Raw genomic sequence first — 20,410 nt, 5'->3', positions numbered from 1 at the left:
GGATAAGAAAACATGTACAGCGCGGCAGTTGATGTACAATATTTACAGCCTCAGGGCTATAGATTATGCTTCTTCCCGTTGCTTACTCTGTTCGTAATAAATAAATCAGGCTTGTGCTTTTTGTTGTTTATTATTCTTTGTCCTTTTATTTTTACACACGCATCCCAGTAAGAGAGTCGCATTAATGTATGCTGACTGAATATCACTTTATTCCTGATTAATTCGTTGCGGTATTTCTGTCTCGTTAATGAGCTGCGAATAACCAATGACGCAAGTAAATCGAGAGAATATTAAAGACAGTACCCGAGCCCTGCACGCATTAGCTAAATTAATGCCAAAATTATCGTCCCACGCCACCTTAACGGATCTGCTGGAGACGATTAATCATACCTTTGGTGCCCAGCTTAGCTGGGTGATGATGCAGGATGATACGGGCCAGCCGCAGTTTGTCAGTGCCGGGGAATTAACCTGCCATCCGCTGGAAATTAATGCATTTCTTGCCAGCCTGTTATTGCAACGCCATCGCCGTCCGTGGCAGGTCATCGGCTGGAAAGAGAATATGGGTGCGTTGATATTTCCTCCAGGGCATCCGGGACATCGCCAGTTACAGTGCGGGGTGCTGTGTCAAATGGCCCCGCATCAGCACGGTTACTTCTTCCTGGGGTTTACGCAACCGCAAAGCACTATCACCGTGCTGAAAGAGGTGGTGATTATCCTGGTAGAAAAGCTAAAGGATTTTGTCACCGGGCTTGTCGCGCGTGAACGCACGGCAAAAGAGATGCAGCGGATGATCGCCCAGTACAAAACGCTGTTTGAGCGGGCGCCGGTGCTGATGAACTCTTTCGACAGGCATAGCCGCTGCGTATTGTGGAATGCCGAATGCGAAAAGGTGTTTGGCTGGTCGATGGCGGAGATTAACGCCCATGCCGAGCCGCTGGCGCTGTTTTATCCTGACCCGGAGATGCGACGCCGGGTGCACGAGTCGGTGAACAGCACCCCGTTGAACGATATGTATGAATGGCACCCGGTACGCCGGGACGGTACGCAGCTGACGGTCCTGTGGTCGAATATCGGCCTGCCGGACGGCTCGATCCTCAATATCGGGCTCGATATCACCGCCCGTAAAAAAGCGGAGCGGCAGCTGGAGATGAAGGCCATGACCGACGATCTGACGCGCTGTTTAAATCGCTTTGCCATCCTGCAGCGGATTGCCGCTGCCCTGGAGGCCAGCCGGCGGCAGGAGGCCGATAGCCATTTCTCGGTCCTGATGTTTGACCTGGATTTCTTTAAACAGATTAATGACCAGTGGGGCCACCTGGTGGGGGATGCCGCGCTGGTGCACTTCTGCGACTGCCTGCGGGCGCTGATCCCGCCCGGTTCGGCGCTGGGCCGGGTCGGTGGAGAGGAGTTTTTACTGCTGCTGCCGAAGAGCCGCAGCGACGCGGCGGTGCAGCTCTCCACCCGGCTTCGCAAGGCGCTGTCCGTGACGCCGCTTAACGTTGGCAGCCGGACGCTGATCCTCTCCTTTAGCGCGGGGGTGGTGGAGGTAAGCGGTGAACAGCACGATACCTCCTCGCTACTCATTAGCGCAGATAAGGCACTTTATGATGCCAAACGCGCGGGAAGAGGAAAAACAATCGTCGCGGTTGATTATTTATAAATCACTTTAATCATTATCATGGGATAAATAGCACAAAATCTCATGATGAAGTTGCGCTTTTTTGACGCTGTCGGTAGTTTGACTTAATCGACGACATTCTGTTGAGTTATCCGGGAGCCTGGCTTTCGCCACCGGTAATTATTTTACTTAATAAACAGGAAACGAATACTTTCAGTTTGGCTTACGGACAAATATTATCGGCATAACCAAATATTAGGTTATTGGTGTTAAAAGTCAGTTGCTAACTTCGCATGATTCATGCAACGTAATCACCTGTTTAGCAAAGCATCCGGCCTTCATGATTACAGGCACATAAAAAGCAGGGATATAGGGCGGAAATGAATCGTAGCGCACGGGACAAGGTGCTGAGGATAGTCGGGGTTATCATGGTAGTTTTGCTACCTGTGATGCTTGCGCTATGGTTTGCCCAGCAACGCGCGGTCAACGAAACAAGTAGTCAGCTTCGATCCTTTGCTCAACTCGCTTTAGACAAAACTGAACTGGTCATTCAGCAGGTGGATCTGGCCCGGCAGGCGGCTGAACAGTATTCGGGTGATATTTGCACGCCGGCACATCGGCAAAATATGTTAAATATCGTCCGGGGCCGGCTTTACATTGCCGACCTGCTCTATGCTGAAGGGCGTGAATTCCTCTGCTCAACGACGAGCACCCCCGATAATCCCTATATTATTTCCGCCGCCAATTACCAACGCCAGCCTGACGTCTCTACCTATTATTACCGCGACACCCCATTTTATGCGGGATATAAGATGACTTATATGCAATTAGGTCATTATGTGGTGGTGGTTAATCCGCTGACCTATAGCGAAGTGATGTCTTCGGATCGTTCTCTGGCATGGGGCGTATTTGATACGATAACCAATGCCTTTTTCTCCGTCAGCGAACAGGCCAATCAGAATGAATTAAAAACGCTGATTAGCGATAACGATCTGGCGTTCCAGAATGAAGGCCGCTTTTATACTATTGTTCGCTCGGACAAGCGCCCGATTGCCGCTATTGTTTCAACGACTAACCAGCGCTTTTATGAAGTGCTCTATCATCAGGCGACATTAACCCTGCCGCTGGGGATGATCAGCAGCATTATTATTTTACTGATGTGGTCGAGAACACGACGCGAATTTAACTCCCCGGGTCGCTTATTGCATCGGGCATTAAATAAAAGACAGCTTTGTCTGCACTACCAGCCGATTATCGATATTAAAACCAACCTTTGTGTCGGGGCAGAGGCACTGTTGCGATGGCCTGGGTTTAACGGTCCGGTGATGAGCCCGGTAGAGTTTATCCCGCTGGCAGAAAAAGAGGGCATGAGCGAGCGCATTACCGACTACGTGGTGGAAGAAGTCTTCAGCGATCTGGGTCCTTTCCTGGCCTGCAACCCACATATCTATATCTCCATTAACCTGTCGGCCACGGACTTTCACTCTTCACGCCTGATTGCGATGATCTCCGATAAAGCCCGCCACTACAACGTCCGGGCCCAGCAAATCAAAATCGAAGTGACCGAGCGCGGGTTTATCGACGTGCCGAAAACGACGCCGGTGATTCAGGCGTTTCGACAGGCAGGATATGAAGTGGCGATCGATGATTTTGGTACCGGCTATTCCAACCTGCACAACCTCTACTCGCTGAACGTGGATATCCTGAAAATCGATAAATCTTTTATTGATACGCTGACCACCAACAGCACCAGCCATCTGATCGTCGAGCACATTATCGAAATGGCCCAAAGCCTGCGCTTAAAAACCATCGCGGAAGGGGTGGAAACGGCGGAACAGGTCACGTGGTTAAACAAGCGCGGCGTGCAGTATTGTCAGGGCTGGCACTTTGCAAAGGCGATGTCGCCGCAGGATTTCATGACCTGGCAGCAACAGCCTGTCGCGGCAACACTCGCCCACAGCCATTAATTCAGCTGATGACGATAGTCGCTGGGGGTCCGATCAAACTCGCGGCGGAATACGCGGGAAAACGTCTGCTGGGAGACATAACCCAGATCCATGGCGATATCAAAAATAGGGCGCTGGGTGGTGCGTAACGCCTGAGCGGCCAGCAATAATCTGCGTTGACGAATGTACTCGCCGAGCGTCTGGTGCATAACGGCGCGGAACATCCTCTGTAAGTACCACTTCGAATAACCCGACTTTTTAGCCACCACATCGATACTCAAGGGTTGATCGATATGGTCATCCATCCATTCAATAAGTGTCTGAATAATTTGTTGATGCGACATAGAGCAGCCTCTTTCTGGTTACACCTGTATCGGTTAATTCGTCGTTTTGTCTGCGGGCGAGTATAATTCCTCAAGTTAACTTGAGGTAAAGAGGTTTTATGGAAAAGAAATTACCGCGGATAAAACCGCTGCTCACCCCGGGCGAGGTGGCCAGGCGCAGCGGCGTGGCGGTGTCAGCGCTGCATTTCTATGAAAGCAAAGGGTTAATTAAGAGCATCCGCAACACCGGCAACCAGCGCCGTTATACCCGCGACGTGCTGCGCTACGTGGCGATCATTAAGATTGCCCAACGTATCGGCATCCCGCTGGCCACCATTGGCGAGGCGTTTGGTATCCTGCCGGAGGGGCATACCCTGAGTGCGAAAGAGTGGAAAGCGCTCTCCTCCCAGTGGCGCGACGAACTGGATCGGCGCATCCACACCCTGGAGGCGCTGCGCGATGAGCTTGACGGCTGCATTGGCTGCGGATGCCTGTCGCGCAGCGACTGTCCGCTGCGTAACCCTGGCGATAAGCTGGGCGAGCAGGGCACCGGCGCGCGGCTGTTGGAAGAGGATTAGCCCGACGCATAAAAAACTAAAGCGCCACAACAGGGCGCTTTAGTTTATTCCCGGTCTTTGTCTTTCTCTCTATCCCGCTGGTTCACAGGAGGGTTTCCCCCGACATCAACACCCCTCAGTCGAGCATGCTTTGGAGGTTCCGGTTTGTGCTGACAATTTAAGTCTAGGCCGGGGGCCCGGGTTTGCCAGCGTCACTGAGCAAAAACTCGGCGAAATTTTTTCGCCAGGTTGTGCAATTTTCTATAGTTAGTGGATAAGCCCAACTGGAGATGACCATGATTAAGGTCCACCACCTCAACCAGTCCCGATCCCAGCGCGTGCTCTGGGCGCTGGAAGAGCTCTCGCTGCCCTATCAGATTGAGCGCTATCAGCGCGATAAAACCATGATGGCACCCGCCGCGTTGCGCAAAGTCCACCCGCTGGGTAAATCTCCGGTGCTGGAAGATAACGGTCTGATCCTGGCGGAGTCGGGCGCTATTCTTGAATACCTGCAGGAGACCTACGATCCCGGGTCGCAGCTTAAGCCGCAGGATCGCGAGCTGAAACTGCACTACCGATTCTGGCTGCACTACGCGGAAGGCTCCCTGATGCCGCTGCTGCTGATGAAGCTGGTCTTCTCCAGCCTCGGTAAACCGCCGATCCCGTTTGGCCTGCGCTCGCTGGGCAAAGTACTGGGGCAGGGGGTGCAGAAAGCGTATCTCAACCGCCAGCTGGAAACCCACGCCCGTTTTCTGGAATCCTGGCTTAAGGATCACCGCTGGTTTGCCGGGGATCGCCTCAGCATGGCGGATGTCCAAATGAGCTTTCCTGTATTTGCCCTGCTGGAACGTGGCGGTATCAAGGATCTCCCTCACCTGCAGACGTGGAAGAAAAATGTCGAAATGCGTCCCGCCTGGCAGCGTGCGATCCAGCAGGGCGGTCCGTTCGAAATCCCTGGCGAGTCCTGAAAATGTTATCAAATTGCGCATTCACGATAACGTTTGCGCATACTCTGTCTACTTCTTCACCACTGCGCAGGGAAATTAGCGAAAAACGGCAAAGTTAAGTTGAAAACGCCCATCTTCAGGACGGATAATCGTTTGCCTTTAATTCAACACCCGTTTTGTCAGCGCGAAGCTAAACGTTTGCTTTTTTTATGACGCCCCTTTTTGTCATAAACGCAGCACAGGGATATGACGTTTCGCTGGTCGTGGAGTGTCCATCACGCTGACCGACGACGATTATCATTTTCAGGGGATGTTTTCTATGTCTACGCCATCTGCGCGTACCGGCGGTTCACTCGACGCCATGTTCAAAATTTCTGCTCGCGGCAGCACCGTGCGTCAGGAGATCGTTGCCGGTCTGACGACCTTCCTGGCCATGGTCTATTCCGTGATCGTGGTGCCGGGTATGCTGGGCAAAGCCGGTTTCCCACCGGCGGCGGTCTTTGTCGCCACCTGTCTGGTGGCCGGTGTCGGCTCCATCGTGATGGGGCTGTGGGCCAACCTGCCGCTGGCGATCGGTTGCGCTATCTCCCTGACTGCCTTTACCGCATTCAGCCTGGTGCTGGGCCAGCAGATCAGCGTCCCGGTTGCGCTGGGCGCCGTGTTCCTGATGGGTGTGCTGTTTACCATCATCTCCGCTACCGGCATCCGTAGCTGGATCCTCCGCAACCTGCCGCAGGGCGTTGCGCACGGCACCGGGATTGGTATCGGCCTGTTCCTGCTGCTGATTGCCGCCAACGGCGTTGGCCTTGTGATCAAGAATCCGCTGGACGGTCTGCCGGTTGCGCTGGGTAATTTCGCCAGCTTCCCGGTGATCATGTCCCTGATTGGCCTGGCGGTGATCATCGGTCTGGAAAAACTGAAAGTGCCGGGCGGCATTCTGCTGACCATCATTGGCGTCTCTGTTGTGGGTCTGATTTTCGATCCCGCGGTGCACTTCTCCGGCGTGTTCGCCATGCCATCCCTGAGCGATGAAAACGGCAACTCCCTGATCGGCAGTCTGGATATCATGGGCGCGCTGAACCCGGTTGTGCTGCCAAGCGTGCTGGCGCTGGTGATGACCGCGGTCTTCGACGCCACCGGCACCATCCGCGCGGTGGCGGGCCAGGCGAACCTGCTGGATAAAGACGGTCAGATTATCGATGGCGGCAAAGCGCTGACCACCGACTCCCTGAGCAGCGTCTTCTCCGGTCTGGTGGGTGCAGCCCCGGCGGCGGTGTATATCGAATCTGCGGCGGGTACGGCGGCAGGTGGTAAAACCGGTCTGACGGCGATTACCATCGGCGTGCTGTTCCTGCTGATCCTGTTCCTCGCTCCGCTGTCGTATCTGGTTCCGGCGTATGCGACCGCGCCTGCGCTGATGTACGTTGGCCTGCTGATGCTGAGCAACGTGGCGAAAATTGATTTTGCCGACTTCGTTGACGCGATGGCCGGTCTGATCACCGCGGTGTTCATCGTGCTGACCTGTAACATCGTGACCGGCATCATGATTGGTTTCGCATCGCTGGTGATCGGCCGCATCGTCTCCGGCGAATGGCGTAAGCTGAACATCGGTACGGTGGTGATTGCCGTGGCGCTGGTGGCCTTCTACGCGGGCGGCTGGGCTATCTAAGCCGTCAACTGCGTAAAAAGACGGGTGGCTCAGGCCGCCCGTTTTTATTTTCGGAACACATCTTGTTGCCTTATGCGTTACTCTGGGGGAGATACACTGTGGCAAGATGCCAGTGATGTAAACGTACAGAAATCTCGCAAACAGGGAACGCATGGAAATCTTTTTCACAATACTCATCATGACCCTTTTGGTCTCCCTCTCCGGGGTAGTTACCCGCGTACTGCCCTTCCAGTTACCGCTGCCGCTGATGCAGATCGCCATCGGTGCTCTGCTGGCGTGGCCGACGTTCGGATTGCATGTCGAGTTTGATCCCGAACTGTTTCTGGTGCTGTTTATTCCGCCCCTGCTGTTTGCCGACGGCTGGAAAACCCCAACCCGTGAGTTTCTCGAACACGGGCGCGAGATCTTAGGTCTGGCGCTGGCGCTGGTGGTGGTCACCGTGGTGGGGATTGGTTTTCTCATCTACTGGGTGGTGCCGGGGATCCCGCTGATACCGGCCTTTGCGCTGGCGGCGGTACTGTCGCCCACCGATGCCGTGGCGCTGTCCGGGATCGTTGGCGAAGGACGCATCCCTAAAAAAATCATGGGCATCCTGCAGGGCGAGGCGCTGATGAACGACGCCTCCGGCCTGGTGGCGCTGAAGTTTGCCGTCGCCGTGGCGATGGGCACCATGGTCTTCACCATCGGCGGGGCGTCCGTTGAGTTCTTTAAAGTGGCCATTGGCGGCATTCTGGCGGGGTTTGTGGTGAGCTGGCTGTACGGTCGTTCGCTGCGTTTCCTCAGCCGCTGGGGCGGCGACGAGCCCGCCACGCAGATCGTGCTGCTGTTCCTGCTGCCGTTCGCCTCTTACCTGATTGCGGAACACATCGGCGTATCGGGCATTCTGGCGGCGGTAGCGGCCGGGATGACCATCACCCGCGCCGGGGTTATGCGCCGCGCGCCGCTGGCGATGCGCCTGCGCGCCAACAGCACCTGGTCGATGCTGGAGTTTGTCTTTAACGGCATGGTGTTCCTGCTGTTGGGCCTCCAGCTGCCGGGTATCCTTGAGTCCTCGCTGGTGGCGGCCGAGGCCGATCCGAATGTCGAAACCTGGATGTTGTTTACCGACATCGTGCTGATTTACGCCGCGCTGATGCTGGTGCGTTTTGGCTGGCTGTGGACGATGAAAAACTTCAGCATGCGTTTCCTGAAAAAGAAACCGATGGAGTTTGGCTCCTGGACCACCCGTGAGCTGCTGATTTCCACCTTTGCCGGGGTGCGTGGGGCCATCACCCTTGCCGGTGTACTCTCCATTCCGCTGCTGCTGCCGACCGGCGACGTCTTCCCGGCCCGCTACGAGCTGGTGTTCCTCGCCGCAGGGGTGATTCTGTTCTCACTGTTTGTTGGCGTGGTGATGCTGCCGATCCTGCTGCAACACATGGAGGTGGGCGATCACGTTCAGCAGCATAAAGAGGCGCGTATCGCCCGGGCGGCAACGGCGGAGGTAGCCATTGTCGCCATCCAGAAGATGGAGGAGCGTCTGGCCGCGGATACCGAAGAGAACATCGATAACCAACTGCTGAAAGAGGTGAGTTCGCGAGTAATTGGTAACCTGCGCCGCCGTGCGGATGGCCGCAACGACGTGGAAAGCTCGCTGATGGAAGAGAACCTCGAGCGCCGCTTCCGCCTTGCCGCGCTGCGTTCTGAACGCGCGGAGCTGTATCACCTGCGCGCCACCCGGGAGATCAGCAACGAGACGCTGCAAAAGCTGCTGCACGATCTCGATTTGATGGAAGCGTTGTTGATTGAGAAGCAGTAGCCGTTGATTGCCCGGTGGCGCTACGCTTACCGGGCCTGTTAAACCCTGGGCCGGGTAAGGCGAAGCCGCCACCCGGCGTTATTCCACCGAAGTCCAAAATCCTTCACAGCATTTCAGCCACGCCTGGGCGCTGTTCGACAAATACACCCCTTCCCGCCAGATCATCCCCAACTGCCAGTGCAGATCGCTCTGCAGCGGGATCCAGCGCAGGGTGTTTTTATCCAGCCGCTCGCAGATGGGCTGCGGCAGTATCGCAATTCCCACCCCCGCCTGCACCATCGCCGCCAGAAAGTCCCACTGCCCGCTGCGCACCGCAATGCGCGGCTTAACGCCGTGCTGGCTGAAGAGCTGCATCAGCTGGCGGCTGAGGGCAAAATCTTCGTTGTAGATCAGTAACGGGTGCTCGGCCAGCAGCGCCGGATTAATAGCCTTAAGCGTCAGCCAGCTGCCGGAGCGCGGCACCAGAACGCACAGCGGATGGCTGAACAGCGGCAGGGCCGTCAGGCCGCTGTCCTCCTCTACCGGCAGGGCGGTCATCGCCAGATCCAGCTCGCCGTTGATTACCGCCTGCTGGACGGTTAAACCACCAAATTCAGAAATTTTCAGCTCCACGCCGGGATAGCGCTGGCGAAACAGGCCGATGGGCCCGGCCATCATCATCCCCACCATCGGGGGAATACCGAGGCGCAGTATCCCCTTGTTGAGGTGGTTGATGTCGCCCAGCTCGGCCTCCAGCTGGCGAAACTCCGCGAGGATTGCCAGCCCGCGCTCAAACACCACCCGGCCGGTGTCGGTTAACAGCAGCTTGCGTCCGTCGCGGATCAGCAGAGTACAGTTCAGTTCATCTTCGAGGTTCTTCAGCATCTTGCTGATGGTGGGTTGGGTGACAAAAAGCTTCTCCGCGGCGCGGGTGAAACTCTGCTGGCGTACCACTTCGACAAAGTAACGCAGCGTGCGTATGTCCATGGCTATTCCTCGAAACTATACCTTTGATGATTTTAATTCATTTCAGTCAATTACGGGCGCTGACTATACTGGCGTTCCCTCTCATTTTTAGGAAATCCCCCATGACCGTGGCGTTAGGTCGCGTTACGCCTGCCGTCGTGCAACGACTCCAGGTACCGGTTCAGGTACTGCTTTATGCGGGTCTTTTTGTCTTCGCTGAATACCTTGTTGGCTGGCTGCATCTGCCCCTGCCGGCCAATCTGGTCGGCATGGTGCTGATGTTCAGCCTGATCCTCTGTCGCGTTATTCCCCTGAACTGGGTGCGGGCGGGCTCGCGCTGGCTGCTGGCGGAAATGCTGCTCTTTTTTGTGCCGGCGGTGGTGGCGGTGGTCAATTACGTCCAGCTGCTGATGGTGGACGGCTGGCGTATCTTTGCGGTGATCGCCCTGAGCACGCTAATGGTGCTGGGTGCCACCGCGTGGGTGGTGGATAAAGTCTACCGCTTTGAAATCAGCAGGCAGAAACATGACTAACTTTCAGGTCAGCGTCCTCTGTCTGGTGGTGACGCTGGTTATCTATTTTGCCAACAAACGTCTCTACCGCCGCTTTCGTAAACTGCCCCTGATGCCGCTGGTCTTCACCCCGATTCTGCTGGTGATGATGCTGGTGTGGGGCCATATCTCCTGGCAGAACTATATCGGTGAAGCGCACTGGCTGCTGTGGCTGCTCGGCCCGGCGACCATCGCCTTTGCGGTGCCGGTGTACGACAACCTCGCGGTGATCAAACGCCACTGGATGTCGCTCTCCGCCGGGGTGATCACCGCCACGGTGGTAGCCGTCACCAGCTCGGTCTGGCTGGCGCGGCTGTTTACCCTGTCGGATGAGATCCAGCGCAGCCTCGCGGTGCGCTCCGTCACCACGCCTTTTGCCCTGGCCGCGGCAAAACCGCTCGGCGGGCAGCCGGATCTGGTGGCGCTGTTCGTGGTGGTCACCGGGGTGTTTGGCATGGCGGTGGGGGATATGCTGTTTTTGCGGCTCTCGATCCGCGAAGGGATGGCGAAAGGGGCCGGCTTTGGCGCGGCCTCCCACGGTGCCGGCACCGCCCGCTCCTATGAGCTGGGCCAACAGGAGGGCGTGGTCGCCAGCCTGGTGATGATGCTCTCCGGGGTGGTGATGGTGCTGGTGGCCCCGCTGGTGGGCTGGTTGATGTTCTGAGTTTTGCCCGGCGGCGCTGCGCTTGCACGGGCCTACGGTTCTGTAGGCCGGGTAAGCGTAGCGCCACCCGTCAATACTAACGGTTCACACGCCGTACAATACGCTCCACCTGCTGGCGGAAATCCGCCGCGACCTGAGCGGGCGTTTGCCCCTGCTCCAGCTTTTCCCGCGCCGAGGTAAACCTGTCGATTACCTGCAAGTCCTCAATATAGGGCGTGGCGACAACCGTGGTGTGCAGCGCCTGCGCCTGGCGCAGCCCGGCAATTACCGGATCCTGCGGGTCAATTACCCCTTTCTCCATAAGCTGCGCCTCCGCCGCCTTGTTGAGCGGAATGCCGCGCTCCAGCCCCAGGGCTTCAACCGACTGCGGATCGTTGAGCAGGTAGTTGACCAGGATTGCCGCCTCTTTTGGATGCTTCGTTGATTTCGCTACCGACAGCATCTGCGCCGTTTTAAAGTACACACCCGATTCTTCCGTCCCGGGCTGCATCACGTAGTCGCCCAGTACCAGCTTTGCCGGCGGCGTCATGTTGTTGGCAAACATGCGGATGGTGATGTTCCAGGTGAACAGGCCGCCCCATTCGCCATTAATCCACGGCTTCATCTCATAGAGATTGCCTTTGCCGTAGGAGGAGAGGGTCTTTGGCGACGGGAGAACATGGTCGTCGCTCAGGCGCTTCACAAAGCTGAAGGCCTCCTCCCACTGGGCGTCGTTCCAGGCGAAGGTACCATCGCTGTTGAACATTGGTTTGTGATGGGTCTGCATCATCCAGGCATTGAGCAGCAGGATGACGTCCTGATCGACCATCGCGTAGGGGTAGTAGCTGTTGCCGAGCTTCTGCTGGAACACTTTCCCGGCGGCAAAAAAGTCATCCCAGGTTTTCGGGTACGCCAGCCCGGCTTTCTGCCAGGTAACGTCGTTGTAGTAAAAGACCGGGGCGTTGACCGAGATCGGCAGGCCGTTGAGCTTGCCTTTGATGGTGGTGGATTGCAGATCCTGGGCCTGGTACTGGCTTAAATCCAGCTCCGCTTTCAGCTTGTCGAGATCGTAATAACCTTCGCCGTTTTTGGAAAAGATGATGAGCCACGGCCAGTTGGTCTGCATCACATCCGGCTCGGTGCCGCTCGCCATCTGGGTGGTCAGGCGCGAAAGATGCCCGTCCCAGCCGGTGTATTCGGGCTTCACCTTAATATCCGGATGTGCTTTTTCAAAGGCGTCGAGCGCCTTCAGCGTGGCCTGGTGGCGGCTGTTGCCACCCCACCACGACATACGTAATTCAACGGGTTGCGCCCATGTAGAGGTACAGGAAAATAACAGCGATGCGATGACACCTGACAGGAGTTTATTCATTATTTATCTCCGGATTTTTTATTATTAAACAGGTGAGTAACGGCACAATACTGACCAGTGGCTCCGGCGCGGTCTCCTGCCGCGCCTTCACCATGCCTTTAGCGTTTCGTCAGACGGGAAACCAGCTCAAACTCCTTAAAGTTGACCGGACGCTGCTGCTGCATGGAGATGTTGCCCGCAATCCCGGTGAGGATCGACATCGCCCCGGCGCGGTGGTCCGCCGCGCGCTGCAGCGGGTCGTGGCCCGGCGTACCAAACAGGTCGGCCAGCATGGCGTTGTCGCCGCCGCCGTGGCCCCCTTCGCCGAGGCTGAACGTTGCTTTCCAGGGTTCGGCAAACATCGGAAAGACGGTGAGATCGCACTGCTCGAGGCTGCCCTCGTTTTCGCGCTCGCCCCCGGCGTTAACGTAGGACTTCTCGACGATCTTCATCTCCAGCCGGCCTTCGGTGCCGTTAAAGACCACGTTCAGCCCTTCCCACGGCAGGTAGGCGTTGAGGGAGTAAGTGAGCTGGACCTGGTTCTGATACTTCACCAGCACCGACATCGTGTCTTCGATGGTGATGCCGTCGCTGAACACGCTCTGGTCGCGGAAGTAGTTATCTTCGTGTTCGGCGTCGAGATAGAGCGCTTTAAGCTGGGCGTTCTCCGCCATCTGCAGGGCAAAGGGATCCGCTTTCGCCTCGGCGAAGCCGTGGGCGCGGGGGTAGAAGTGCGTCACGCCGCGCTTCTCCGCGTTCTCCCTGCCGTAGAACTGCAGGCTGCCTTCGGCGTAAACCCGCTCCGGGTAGCTGTCCAGCCAGAAGTTCATCAGGTCAAAATGGTGGGTGGATTTATGCACCAGTAGGCCGCCGCTGTTGCGTTTTTCCCGGTGCCAGCGGCGGAAGTAGTCTGCGCCATGTTCGGTGTTGAGCAGCCATTCGAAGTGCACCGAAGTGACCTTGCCAATCGTCCCCTGCATCAGCAGCTCGCGCACCTTGCTGTGGTGCGGGGCGTAGCGGTAGTTGAAGGCCACCCGCACGCTGCGACCGGTCTCTTCGATAGCGTCGAGAATGCGCAGGGCGCGCTGTTCATCGATGGTCATCGGCTTTTCGGTGATCACATCGCAGCCGGCGTGCAGGGCGCGAACGATGTAGTTGTCGTGGGTGCGGTCCATGGTGGTGACGATAACCACATCGGGGCGTGTTTCGCGGATCATCTCCTCAAACTGCGTCGCCTGCCAGGTGGAAACCGGGGCCGCCCCTTCGTTTTTTAAGAGCTGGTTGGCGTAGTGCATGCGCGTGGTATTGGTATCGCAGAACGCGACCATTCTGGCATTTTCCCGCCAGGCCCCCCCGATGGCGGAAATATATAAACCGGCACGCCCACCGGTCCCGACCAGAGCATATTTTTTCATGGCATCCTCAGCTAAAGTAGCAAAATAAATATCAGCAAGGTGACGCAATGAAACGTATTCCACATCAGCTGATGGAGCTGAACAGCACTTTTATCTGGCACTGGCCCTGGTTTATTCAGGGAGTAAAAAGCGCGAAGCAGCACGGTTTCACTGGGATCATCCTGCACCAACAGGAACTGCTTTCGGTACTTGCGACGCCCTCGCCGTTAAGCCAGAAGCTCAACGTCGAGAACCTTATTCATCAGCAACATTACGCCCTGCAATATTTAATCCGCGTCGATCGCTATCTGGCGGAAAATAATCTGTCGTTCTGGCTTCAGGGTGAAGCCGCGCCCAATGACGACATTATTAAGCGTAAATTTCCGGAACTGACGTTCGACGAAAAAAGCGCGCCGGATTTCTGGCACCATTTTTATGCCGCGATATTGCATCCGCTATTACACGCCTTGCCCCATCTCAGCGGGCTTATTCTCAGCCTGACGACGCCGGACTTTCAGACCGCCCGCTGGCAGCAAAGCCTGCATGATGTCTGGGTAATGGTGCCAACTTACTGATTTAGTGTACGATGGTGTTTTTGAGGTGCTCCCGTGGCTTCCATCTCCATCAGTTGTCCCTCCTGCTCAGCTACTGAAGGCGTGGTGCGTAACGGTAAAAGTACTGCCGGACATCAGCGCTATCTCTGCTCTCACTGCCGTAAAACATGGCAGCTACAGTTCACTTACACCGCCTCTCAGCCCGGTACACACCAGAAAATCATTGATATGGCCATGAATGGTGTTGGATGCCGGGCAACCGCCCGCATTATGGGCGTTGGCCTCAACACGATTTTACGTCACTTAAAAAACTCAGGCCGCAGTCGGTAACCTCGCGCATACAGCCGGGCAGTGATGTGATTGTCTGCGCTGAAATGGACGAACAGTGGGGCTACGTCGGTGCTAAATCACGTCAGCGCTGGCTGTTTTTACGCGTATGACAGGATACGGAGGACGGTTGTGGCGCACGTCTTCGGTGAACGCACTCTGGCCACACTGGAGCGTCTTCTGAGCCTGCTGTCGGCCTTTGAGGTCGTGGTATGGATGACGGATGGCTGGCCGCTGTATGAATCCCGCCTGAAGGGAAAGCTGCACGTAATCAGCAAGCGTTACACTCAGCGAATTGAGCGGCATAACCTGAATCTGAGACAACATCTGGCAAGGCTGGGACGGAAGTCACTGTCGTTCTCAAAATCGGTGGAGCTGCATGACAAGGTCATCGGGCATTATCTGAACATAAAACACTATCAGTAAGTTGGAGTCATTACCTGATGTCTGGAGCCTGCTGCGCGCCCGGGGCAAAAAGCTCATCCTGCGCGACTTTATTGATAACAGCTGGCCGCGCCAGCAGCTCGCTAACATTCTGGCGACGCTCCCGGACGACGTGCGCGCCTCGGTAAAAGCCACCGAGCTGGATTACCACCCCGGCTTTGCCAACCATCCGCACATCGCCACCCTGCCGGGGCATAAAAAGTGGATCGAGTACGACCTCTTTGGCACCGGCTACGGCTGGACCGCGCTGCCGTGCTATCTGGCCGATGAGATCAGCGGCCGCTTAAGCTGGGCGCTCAGTGTCGCTGAAAACGAAATTGAAGCTATTACCTCCCGCGTGAGCTGGCAGTGGCTACCCGACAGCCGGGTGATGGACTCCGCCAACGCCATCAACCTGTTCGGTCTTACCGCCGCCAACCAGGCCGCCGATGCGGCGCTGCCCGCCACCTTCGATCGCTGGGTGGAACATCATCAGCTCGGCTTTCGCTCCCTGCAGGACAAGCATCAGCTCTCGGCCATCGTGCATGCCAGCTACGACTGGCTGTGTAAAACGCCGAACCTCCTCGGGCGACGGCTGCACTATCAGAGCCAGATCCCGGAGAGCATCGCTCAGGCGCAACAGCTGCTGCATATGGACACCCGCAGCGCCAACTGGCTGCACGCCTGGCAACCGCTGATGCCCACCGACGATCCCGAGCTTGGCAAAGAGCAGCGGGAGCGGATGGCGCTGGAGAAAGAGGCCGCCTGCTTCCTCGCATCCCGCACCCTGCAAAACCTGCGTGAGCTGATGCCGCGTATTACCTGCCCGGACGACACGCTGGCGATCCTGCTGGCTGCCTGGCGCAGCGCGGAGATCTACAGCCAGATGTTCTCCCACGTGGCTGCCGCCGTGACCGACGTGCTCTGGCTCGACCATTACGGCGCGAACAGCCTGCCTGCTGATACCCTGCAGAAGCATCAGCAGCGGCTGCTTCACTACGCCGACACCCTGGATCGCTGGCTGGTGGACCCGCCCGCCAGCGGCCCGCTATTCCTGCCGCTACTGCTGAGCCCGGCGCGGCTGGAGCGCTTTGCCAGAAGCCTGAGCGAGTCGCTGTGACTAAAGCATAAAAACTGGAAGGGGGATTGTCTGTACGGGGGGCAGAGGGAAAGCCGGGGATTGGCGTGAAATCGGGAAAAGTGTGATGGCCTTTGCGGATCGCAGATAAAGCCTGTGATGCGCATCGGCTTTTTCTGTTTTGGTGACGTGATAAACGTCACCTGAAGGGGAAAAAAATGTGATCCCCGACCAGCGGCCGGGGAGGGGATTTTAGTGCGCGCGGCCCTGTTCAACACCCAGGCCGGTTTGGGACCGGATAAACTGGGCGCGGAACTTCTCACGCTCCAGGTTACCTTCCGCCGAGTTATCCGTGGCGGAGAAGAACCAGATCCCAATGAACGCCACGGCGATGGAGAACAGCGCCGGATATTCGTAAGGGAAGATGGCTTTTTCGTGGCCGAGGATCTGCACCCAGATGGTTGGGCCAAGGATCATCAGGATCACCGCGGTGAGCAGGCCCAGCCAGCCGCCAATCATCGCCCCACGGGTGGTCAGTTTTGACCAGTACATGGAGAGCAGAATGATCGGGAAGTTACAGCTTGCGGCAATCGAGAAGGCCAGTCCCACCATAAAGGCGATGTTCTGGCTCTCGAACAGAATACCCAGCAGGATCGCCACCACGCCCAGCACCAGCACGGTAATTTTGGAGACTTTCAGCTCCTCGCGCTCGGAGGCGCCTTTACGCCAGACGTTGGCATAGAGGTCATGGGAGACCGCAGAGGCACCGGCCAGCGTCAGGCCTGCGACCACCGCCAGGATAGTGGCGAAGGCCACGGCGGAGATAAAGCCGAGGAACAGGTTGCCACCCACCGCGTCAGCCAGATGCACCGCCGCCATGTTGTTGCCGCCAATCAGCGCGCCCGCCGCGTCTTTAAACGCCGGGTTTGCGCCTACCAGCATGATGGCGCCGAAGCCGATGATAAAGGTCAGGATGTAGAAGTAACCCATAAAGCCGGTGGCGTAGAGCACGCTCTTACGCGCTTCGCGCGCATCTGACACCGTGAAGAAACGCATCAGGATATGCGGCAGACCGGCGGTACCAAACATCAGGCCCAGGCCTAACGACAGCGCCGAGATCGGATCTTTCACCAGCCCGCCCGGGCTCATGATCGCTTCCCCTTTCGGGTGGACCGCCATCGCTTCGCTGAACAGGTTGTTGAAGCTGAAACCGACGTGCTTCATTACCATAAAGGCCATAAAGCTGGCACCGAACAGCAGCAGCACGGCTTTGATGATCTGCACCCAGGTGGTGGCAAGCATGCCGCCAAACAGGACGTACATCACCATCAGCACGCCCACCAGCACCACCGCGATATGGTAGTTCAGGCCGAACAGCAGCTGGATGAGTTTACCGGCACCCACCATCTGGGCGATCAGGTACAGGGCCACCACCACCAGCGAGCCGCAGGCGGAGAGGGTACGGATCGGCCCCTGCTTCAGGCGATAGGAGGCCACGTCGGCAAAGGTATAGCGTCCGAGGTTACGCAGACGTTCGGCGATCAGGAACAGAATAATCGGCCAGCCGACGAGGAAGCCAAGGGAGTAGATCAGCCCGTCGTAGCCGGAGGTGTACACCAGCGCGGAGATCCCGAGGAAGGAGGCCGCCGACATAAAGTCGCCCGCGATCGCCAGGCCGTTCTGGAAGCCGGTAATGTTGCCGCCCGCGGTGTAGTAATCATTACGGGAGCGCACGCGTTTCGAGGCCCAGTAGGTGATATACAGCGTCAGCACCACGAAGATCAGGAACATCGCGATCGCCTGCCAGTTGGTTGGCTGGCGTTCAACTGCGCCGGTAATGGCATCGGCGGCATTTGCCGCAAAGGGGAGGGTGGCGGCGAGCGCCGTCAGAACTCTCTTCATGATGCTTTTACCTCACGCAGAACGGCTTTATTCAGACGGTCGAACTCACCGTTAGCACGAATGACGTACACGGCGGTCAGCACAAACGAAATGACGATCACCCCGATCCCAATAGGGATACCGCGGGTGACGCTGGTCCCGGCGTGCAGCGGTGTGCCCAGCCAGTGTGGGGCAAAAGCAATCAGCAGAATAAAGCCGACATAAATGATTAACATGATGATAGATAAAGTGAAGGCAAACCGTTGCCGCTTATCGACGAGCTCCCTGTAGTGCGCACTATTCTCTATCTGCTGACAAATATTGTCATTCATCACAGAGTCTCCAGACGTATTGTAGGGGGAGGGGTTGTTTTTATTCCCTCTCCCTTTAAGGGAGAGGGTTAGGGTGAGGGTGTGGCGTTACGATGGCATAGCGATGGCCTGCTTCTCTTCGAGCAGTTTGTCCACCACGCCAGGATCGGCGAGCGTTGAGGTATCGCCTAAGTTGCTGGTATCCCCCGCGGCAATCTTGCGCAGAATACGACGCATGATCTTGCCGGAGCGGGTTTTCGGCAGCGAGTCGGTCCAGTGCAGCACATCCGGGGTGGCAAGCGGGCCGATCTCTTTCCGCACCCAGTTGCGTACCTCGGTATACAGCTCCGGCGACGGCTCTTCGCCATGGTTCAGGGTGACGTAGGCGTAGATCGCCTGGCCCTTGATGCTGTGCGGAATACCGACCACCGCCGCTTCGGCGATTTTCGGATGCGACACCAGCGCCGATTCGATCTCGGCGGTCCCCAGTCGATGCCCGGAGACGTTCAGCACGTCGTCCACGCGGCCGGTGATCCAGTAGTAACCATCTTCATCACGACGCGCGCCGTCGCCGCTGAAGTACATGTTTTTGAAGGTGGAGAAGTAGGTCTGCTCGAAGCGGTCGTGATCGCCAAACAGGGTACGCGCCTGACCCGGCCAGGAGTCGACGATTACCAGGTTGCCCTCGGTGGCCCCTTCCAGCGGGTTGCCTTCGTTATCCACCAGCGCAGGCTGGACGCCGAAGAACGGACGGGTGGCAGAGCCGGCTTTCAGCTGGGTAGCGCCCGGCAGCGGGGTGATCATGAACCCGCCGGTTTCGGTCTGCCACCAGGTGTCGACCACCGGGCACTTCTCGTTACCGATCTTCTTCCAGTACCACTCCCAGGCTTCCGGGTTGATCGGCTCGCCCACGGATCCGAGGATGCGCAGGGAGGAGCGATCGGTCCCTTCAATCGCCTTGTCGCCTTCGGCCATCAGGGCGCGGATGGCGGTAGGGGCGGTGTAGAGAATATTGACCTGATGTTTGTCCACCACCTGGCTCATACGCGCCGGGGTCGGCCAGTTAGGTACGCCTTCGAACATCAGGGTGGTGGCGCCGCAGGCCAGCGGGCCGTACAGCAGGTAGCTGTGACCGGTGACCCAGCCCACGTCGGCGGTGCACCAGTAGATATCGCCCTGATGATAATCAAAGACATATTTGAAGGTTGTGGCCGCATAGACCAGATAGCCGCCGGTGGTGTGCAGCACGCCCTTTGGCTTGCCGGTGGAGCCGGAGGTATAAAGGATAAACAGCGGATCTTCCGCGTTCATCGCTTCCGGCTGATGCTGGTCGCTGGCCTGCTCAATCAGGTCGCTCCACCACAGGTCGCGACCCTCATGCCATTCAATGGCATTGCCGGTGCGCTTCAGCACAATCACGCTGTTGACGCTGTTCACATTCGGGTTTTTCAGCGCGTCGTCGACGTTCTTTTTCAGCGGAACGGCACGACCAGCACGCACGCCTTCGTCGGCGGTGATCACCAGCTTTGAGCTGGAGTCGATGATGCGTCCGGCCACCGCTTCCGGCGAAAAGCCGCCGAAGATAACGGAGTGCACGGCCCCGATGCGGGCGCAGGCCAGCATTGCCACGGCCGCTTCCGGCACCATCGGCATATAGATAGCCACGACGTCGCCTTTTTTGATGCCCTGGGCCAGCAGCACGTTGGCAAAGCGGCAGACATCGCGGTGCAGTTCGCGGTAGGTGATATTTTTGCTCTGGGTCGCGTCGTCGCCCTCCCAGATGATTGCCGTCTGGTCGCCGCGATCGGCGAGGTGACGATCCAGGCAGTTGGCGGCAAGGTTCAGCGTGCCGTCTTCATACCATTTAATAGAGACGTTGCCGGGGGCAAAAGAGGTGTTCTTGACCGTCTGATACGGGGTCATCCAGTCAAGGATTTTGCCCTGCTCGCCCCAGAAGGCGTCAGGGTCAGTAATAGACAGCTGGTACTTCTCCTGGTACTGCTCCGGGTTAATCAGGCAGCGGTCCGCAATATTTGCGGGAATGTCGTGTTTATGGACCTGGCTCATGGTTTTTGTTCTCCTTGTAGAATGTTA

Annotated in this window: 17 protein-coding genes and 1 pseudogene; 11 read left to right on the top strand and 7 right to left on the bottom strand. The window is 57.3% G+C overall.

What is annotated here, in order from left to right; translation table 11 throughout:
- Positions 1-331: 331 nt before the first annotated feature.
- Complete coding sequence (locus LRS40_RS05510; protein ID WP_231313288.1) at positions 332-1,660, top strand: sensor domain-containing diguanylate cyclase; 1,329 nt, start codon at positions 332-334, stop codon at positions 1,658-1,660.
- Positions 1,661-1,998: 338 nt separating this feature from the next.
- Positions 1,999-3,585, top strand: coding sequence for an EAL domain-containing protein (locus LRS40_RS05505; protein ID WP_231313287.1), 1,587 nt, complete (start codon positions 1,999-2,001; stop codon positions 3,583-3,585).
- Here the strand turns inward: LRS40_RS05505 and soxS are convergent.
- Positions 3,582-3,908, bottom strand: a complete 327-nt coding sequence (gene soxS / locus LRS40_RS05500; protein WP_039031951.1) for a superoxide response transcriptional regulator SoxS — start codon at positions 3,906-3,908, stop codon at positions 3,582-3,584. The genes LRS40_RS05505 and soxS overlap by 4 nt on opposite strands.
- 98 nt (positions 3,909-4,006) lie before the next feature.
- On the opposite strand from soxS, the gene soxR reads away from it, so the two are divergent.
- The 4 genes from soxR to LRS40_RS05480 all read left to right on the top strand — a co-directional run bounded on the left by soxR (position 4,007) and on the right by LRS40_RS05480 (position 8,858).
- Positions 4,007-4,465: a redox-sensitive transcriptional activator SoxR gene (gene soxR, locus LRS40_RS05495; protein ID WP_142487859.1), complete on the top strand. Its 459-nt coding sequence runs from the start codon at positions 4,007-4,009 to the stop codon at positions 4,463-4,465.
- A 275-nt stretch (positions 4,466-4,740) separates the two neighbouring features.
- Positions 4,741-5,412, top strand: coding sequence for a glutathione S-transferase family protein (locus tag LRS40_RS05490; RefSeq protein WP_231313286.1), 672 nt, complete (start codon positions 4,741-4,743; stop codon positions 5,410-5,412).
- A gap of 298 nt (positions 5,413-5,710) precedes the next feature.
- The gene (ghxP, locus tag LRS40_RS05485; RefSeq protein ID WP_156262696.1) at positions 5,711-7,060 is read left to right on the top strand and encodes a guanine/hypoxanthine transporter GhxP; all 1,350 of its coding nucleotides are present in this window, start codon (positions 5,711-5,713) and stop codon (positions 7,058-7,060) included.
- A 151-nt stretch (positions 7,061-7,211) separates the two neighbouring features.
- Entirely contained in the window at positions 7,212-8,858 is a 1,647-nt protein-coding gene (locus LRS40_RS05480) for a Na+/H+ antiporter (protein WP_142487862.1), read from the top strand.
- Positions 8,859-8,936: 78 nt separating this feature from the next.
- Here LRS40_RS05480 and LRS40_RS05475 read toward each other — a convergent pair whose 3' ends face one another.
- Positions 8,937-9,824 (bottom strand): LysR family transcriptional regulator, encoded by an 888-nt coding sequence (locus LRS40_RS05475; RefSeq protein ID WP_142487863.1) that lies wholly within the window; start codon positions 9,822-9,824, stop codon positions 8,937-8,939.
- A gap of 101 nt (positions 9,825-9,925) precedes the next feature.
- Here LRS40_RS05475 and LRS40_RS05470 point away from each other — a divergent pair, with 101 nt between their 5' ends.
- Positions 9,926-10,336 carry a CidA/LrgA family protein gene (locus tag LRS40_RS05470; RefSeq protein WP_032616019.1) on the top strand — a complete coding sequence of 137 codons (411 nt, stop codon included), beginning with the start codon at positions 9,926-9,928 and terminating at the stop codon, positions 10,334-10,336.
- A complete protein-coding gene (locus LRS40_RS05465) occupies positions 10,329-11,018 on the top strand; it encodes an LrgB family protein (RefSeq protein WP_142487865.1) in 690 nt (229 codons plus the stop codon). Before LRS40_RS05470 ends, LRS40_RS05465 begins: the two co-directional genes overlap by 8 nt.
- A gap of 76 nt (positions 11,019-11,094) precedes the next feature.
- On the opposite strand, the gene LRS40_RS05460 is transcribed toward LRS40_RS05465, so the two are convergent.
- Positions 11,095-12,372, bottom strand: a complete 1,278-nt coding sequence (locus LRS40_RS05460) for an ABC transporter substrate-binding protein (RefSeq protein ID WP_231313866.1) — start codon at positions 12,370-12,372, stop codon at positions 11,095-11,097.
- Between the two features lie 95 nt (positions 12,373-12,467).
- The gene (locus tag LRS40_RS05455; RefSeq protein WP_231313285.1) at positions 12,468-13,763 is read right to left on the bottom strand and encodes a Gfo/Idh/MocA family protein; all 1,296 of its coding nucleotides are present in this window, start codon (positions 13,761-13,763) and stop codon (positions 12,468-12,470) included.
- A 47-nt stretch (positions 13,764-13,810) separates the two neighbouring features.
- Here LRS40_RS05455 and LRS40_RS05450 point away from each other — a divergent pair, with 47 nt between their 5' ends.
- The 3 genes and pseudogenes from LRS40_RS05450 to LRS40_RS05440 all read left to right on the top strand — a co-directional run bounded on the left by LRS40_RS05450 (position 13,811) and on the right by LRS40_RS05440 (position 16,166).
- A complete protein-coding gene (locus LRS40_RS05450; protein ID WP_231313284.1) occupies positions 13,811-14,317 on the top strand; it encodes a hypothetical protein in 507 nt (168 codons plus the stop codon).
- A gap of 33 nt (positions 14,318-14,350) precedes the next feature.
- Positions 14,351-15,049 (top strand): annotated as a pseudogene (locus tag LRS40_RS05445) (IS1 family transposase).
- 1 nt (position 15,050) lies between these two features.
- Positions 15,051-16,166: a hypothetical protein gene (locus LRS40_RS05440; RefSeq protein WP_231313283.1), complete on the top strand. Its 1,116-nt coding sequence runs from the start codon at positions 15,051-15,053 to the stop codon at positions 16,164-16,166.
- Between the two features lie 210 nt (positions 16,167-16,376).
- Here the strand turns inward: LRS40_RS05440 and actP are convergent, their stop codons facing one another.
- From actP to acs, 3 genes are all read right to left on the bottom strand, one after another.
- Positions 16,377-18,026 carry a cation/acetate symporter ActP gene (gene actP / locus LRS40_RS05435; protein ID WP_231313282.1) on the bottom strand — a complete coding sequence of 550 codons (1,650 nt, stop codon included), beginning with the start codon at positions 18,024-18,026 and terminating at the stop codon, positions 16,377-16,379.
- Positions 18,023-18,337: a DUF485 domain-containing protein gene (locus tag LRS40_RS05430; RefSeq protein ID WP_142487870.1), complete on the bottom strand. Its 315-nt coding sequence runs from the start codon at positions 18,335-18,337 to the stop codon at positions 18,023-18,025. Before LRS40_RS05430 ends, actP begins: the two co-directional genes overlap by 4 nt.
- Positions 18,338-18,424: 87 nt before the next feature.
- The gene (gene acs / locus LRS40_RS05425) at positions 18,425-20,383 is read right to left on the bottom strand and encodes an acetate--CoA ligase (RefSeq protein ID WP_142487871.1); all 1,959 of its coding nucleotides are present in this window, start codon (positions 20,381-20,383) and stop codon (positions 18,425-18,427) included.
- Between the last annotated feature and the right edge of the window lie 27 nt (positions 20,384-20,410).

The organism is Leclercia sp. G3L (assembly GCF_021117075.1).
GTDB lineage: Bacteria > Pseudomonadota > Gammaproteobacteria > Enterobacterales > Enterobacteriaceae > Enterobacter > Enterobacter adecarboxylatus_C.
Note: the sequence above shows the minus strand (reverse complement) of the source record. Positions and strands in the feature narration are given on the sequence as shown.

Bases quoted from the DNA above. Each gene is read 5' to 3' on its own strand.
- ghxP (WP_156262696.1), top strand. From the start codon at position 5,711: ATGTCTACGCCATCTGCGCGTACCGGCGGTTCACTCGACGCCATGTTC.
- actP (WP_231313282.1), bottom strand. From the start codon at position 18,026: ATGAAGAGAGTTCTGACGGCGCTCGCCGCCACCCTCCCCTTTGCGGCA.
- LRS40_RS05470 (WP_032616019.1), top strand. From the start codon at position 9,926: ATGACCGTGGCGTTAGGTCGCGTTACGCCTGCCGTCGTGCAACGACTC.
- LRS40_RS05475 (WP_142487863.1), bottom strand. From the start codon at position 9,824: ATGGACATACGCACGCTGCGTTACTTTGTCGAAGTGGTACGCCAGCAG.
- LRS40_RS05480 (WP_142487862.1), top strand. From the start codon at position 7,212: ATGGAAATCTTTTTCACAATACTCATCATGACCCTTTTGGTCTCCCTC.
- LRS40_RS05450 (WP_231313284.1), top strand. From the start codon at position 13,811: ATGAAACGTATTCCACATCAGCTGATGGAGCTGAACAGCACTTTTATC.
- LRS40_RS05465 (WP_142487865.1), top strand. From the start codon at position 10,329: ATGACTAACTTTCAGGTCAGCGTCCTCTGTCTGGTGGTGACGCTGGTT.
- LRS40_RS05510 (WP_231313288.1), top strand. From the start codon at position 332: ATGCCAAAATTATCGTCCCACGCCACCTTAACGGATCTGCTGGAGACG.
- LRS40_RS05455 (WP_231313285.1), bottom strand. From the start codon at position 13,763: ATGAAAAAATATGCTCTGGTCGGGACCGGTGGGCGTGCCGGTTTATAT.
- LRS40_RS05430 (WP_142487870.1), bottom strand. From the start codon at position 18,337: ATGAATGACAATATTTGTCAGCAGATAGAGAATAGTGCGCACTACAGG.
- acs (WP_142487871.1), bottom strand. From the start codon at position 20,383: ATGAGCCAGGTCCATAAACACGACATTCCCGCAAATATTGCGGACCGC.
- LRS40_RS05490 (WP_231313286.1), top strand. From the start codon at position 4,741: ATGATTAAGGTCCACCACCTCAACCAGTCCCGATCCCAGCGCGTGCTC.
- LRS40_RS05505 (WP_231313287.1), top strand. From the start codon at position 1,999: ATGAATCGTAGCGCACGGGACAAGGTGCTGAGGATAGTCGGGGTTATC.
- soxR (WP_142487859.1), top strand. From the start codon at position 4,007: ATGGAAAAGAAATTACCGCGGATAAAACCGCTGCTCACCCCGGGCGAG.
- soxS (WP_039031951.1), bottom strand. From the start codon at position 3,908: ATGTCGCATCAACAAATTATTCAGACACTTATTGAATGGATGGATGAC.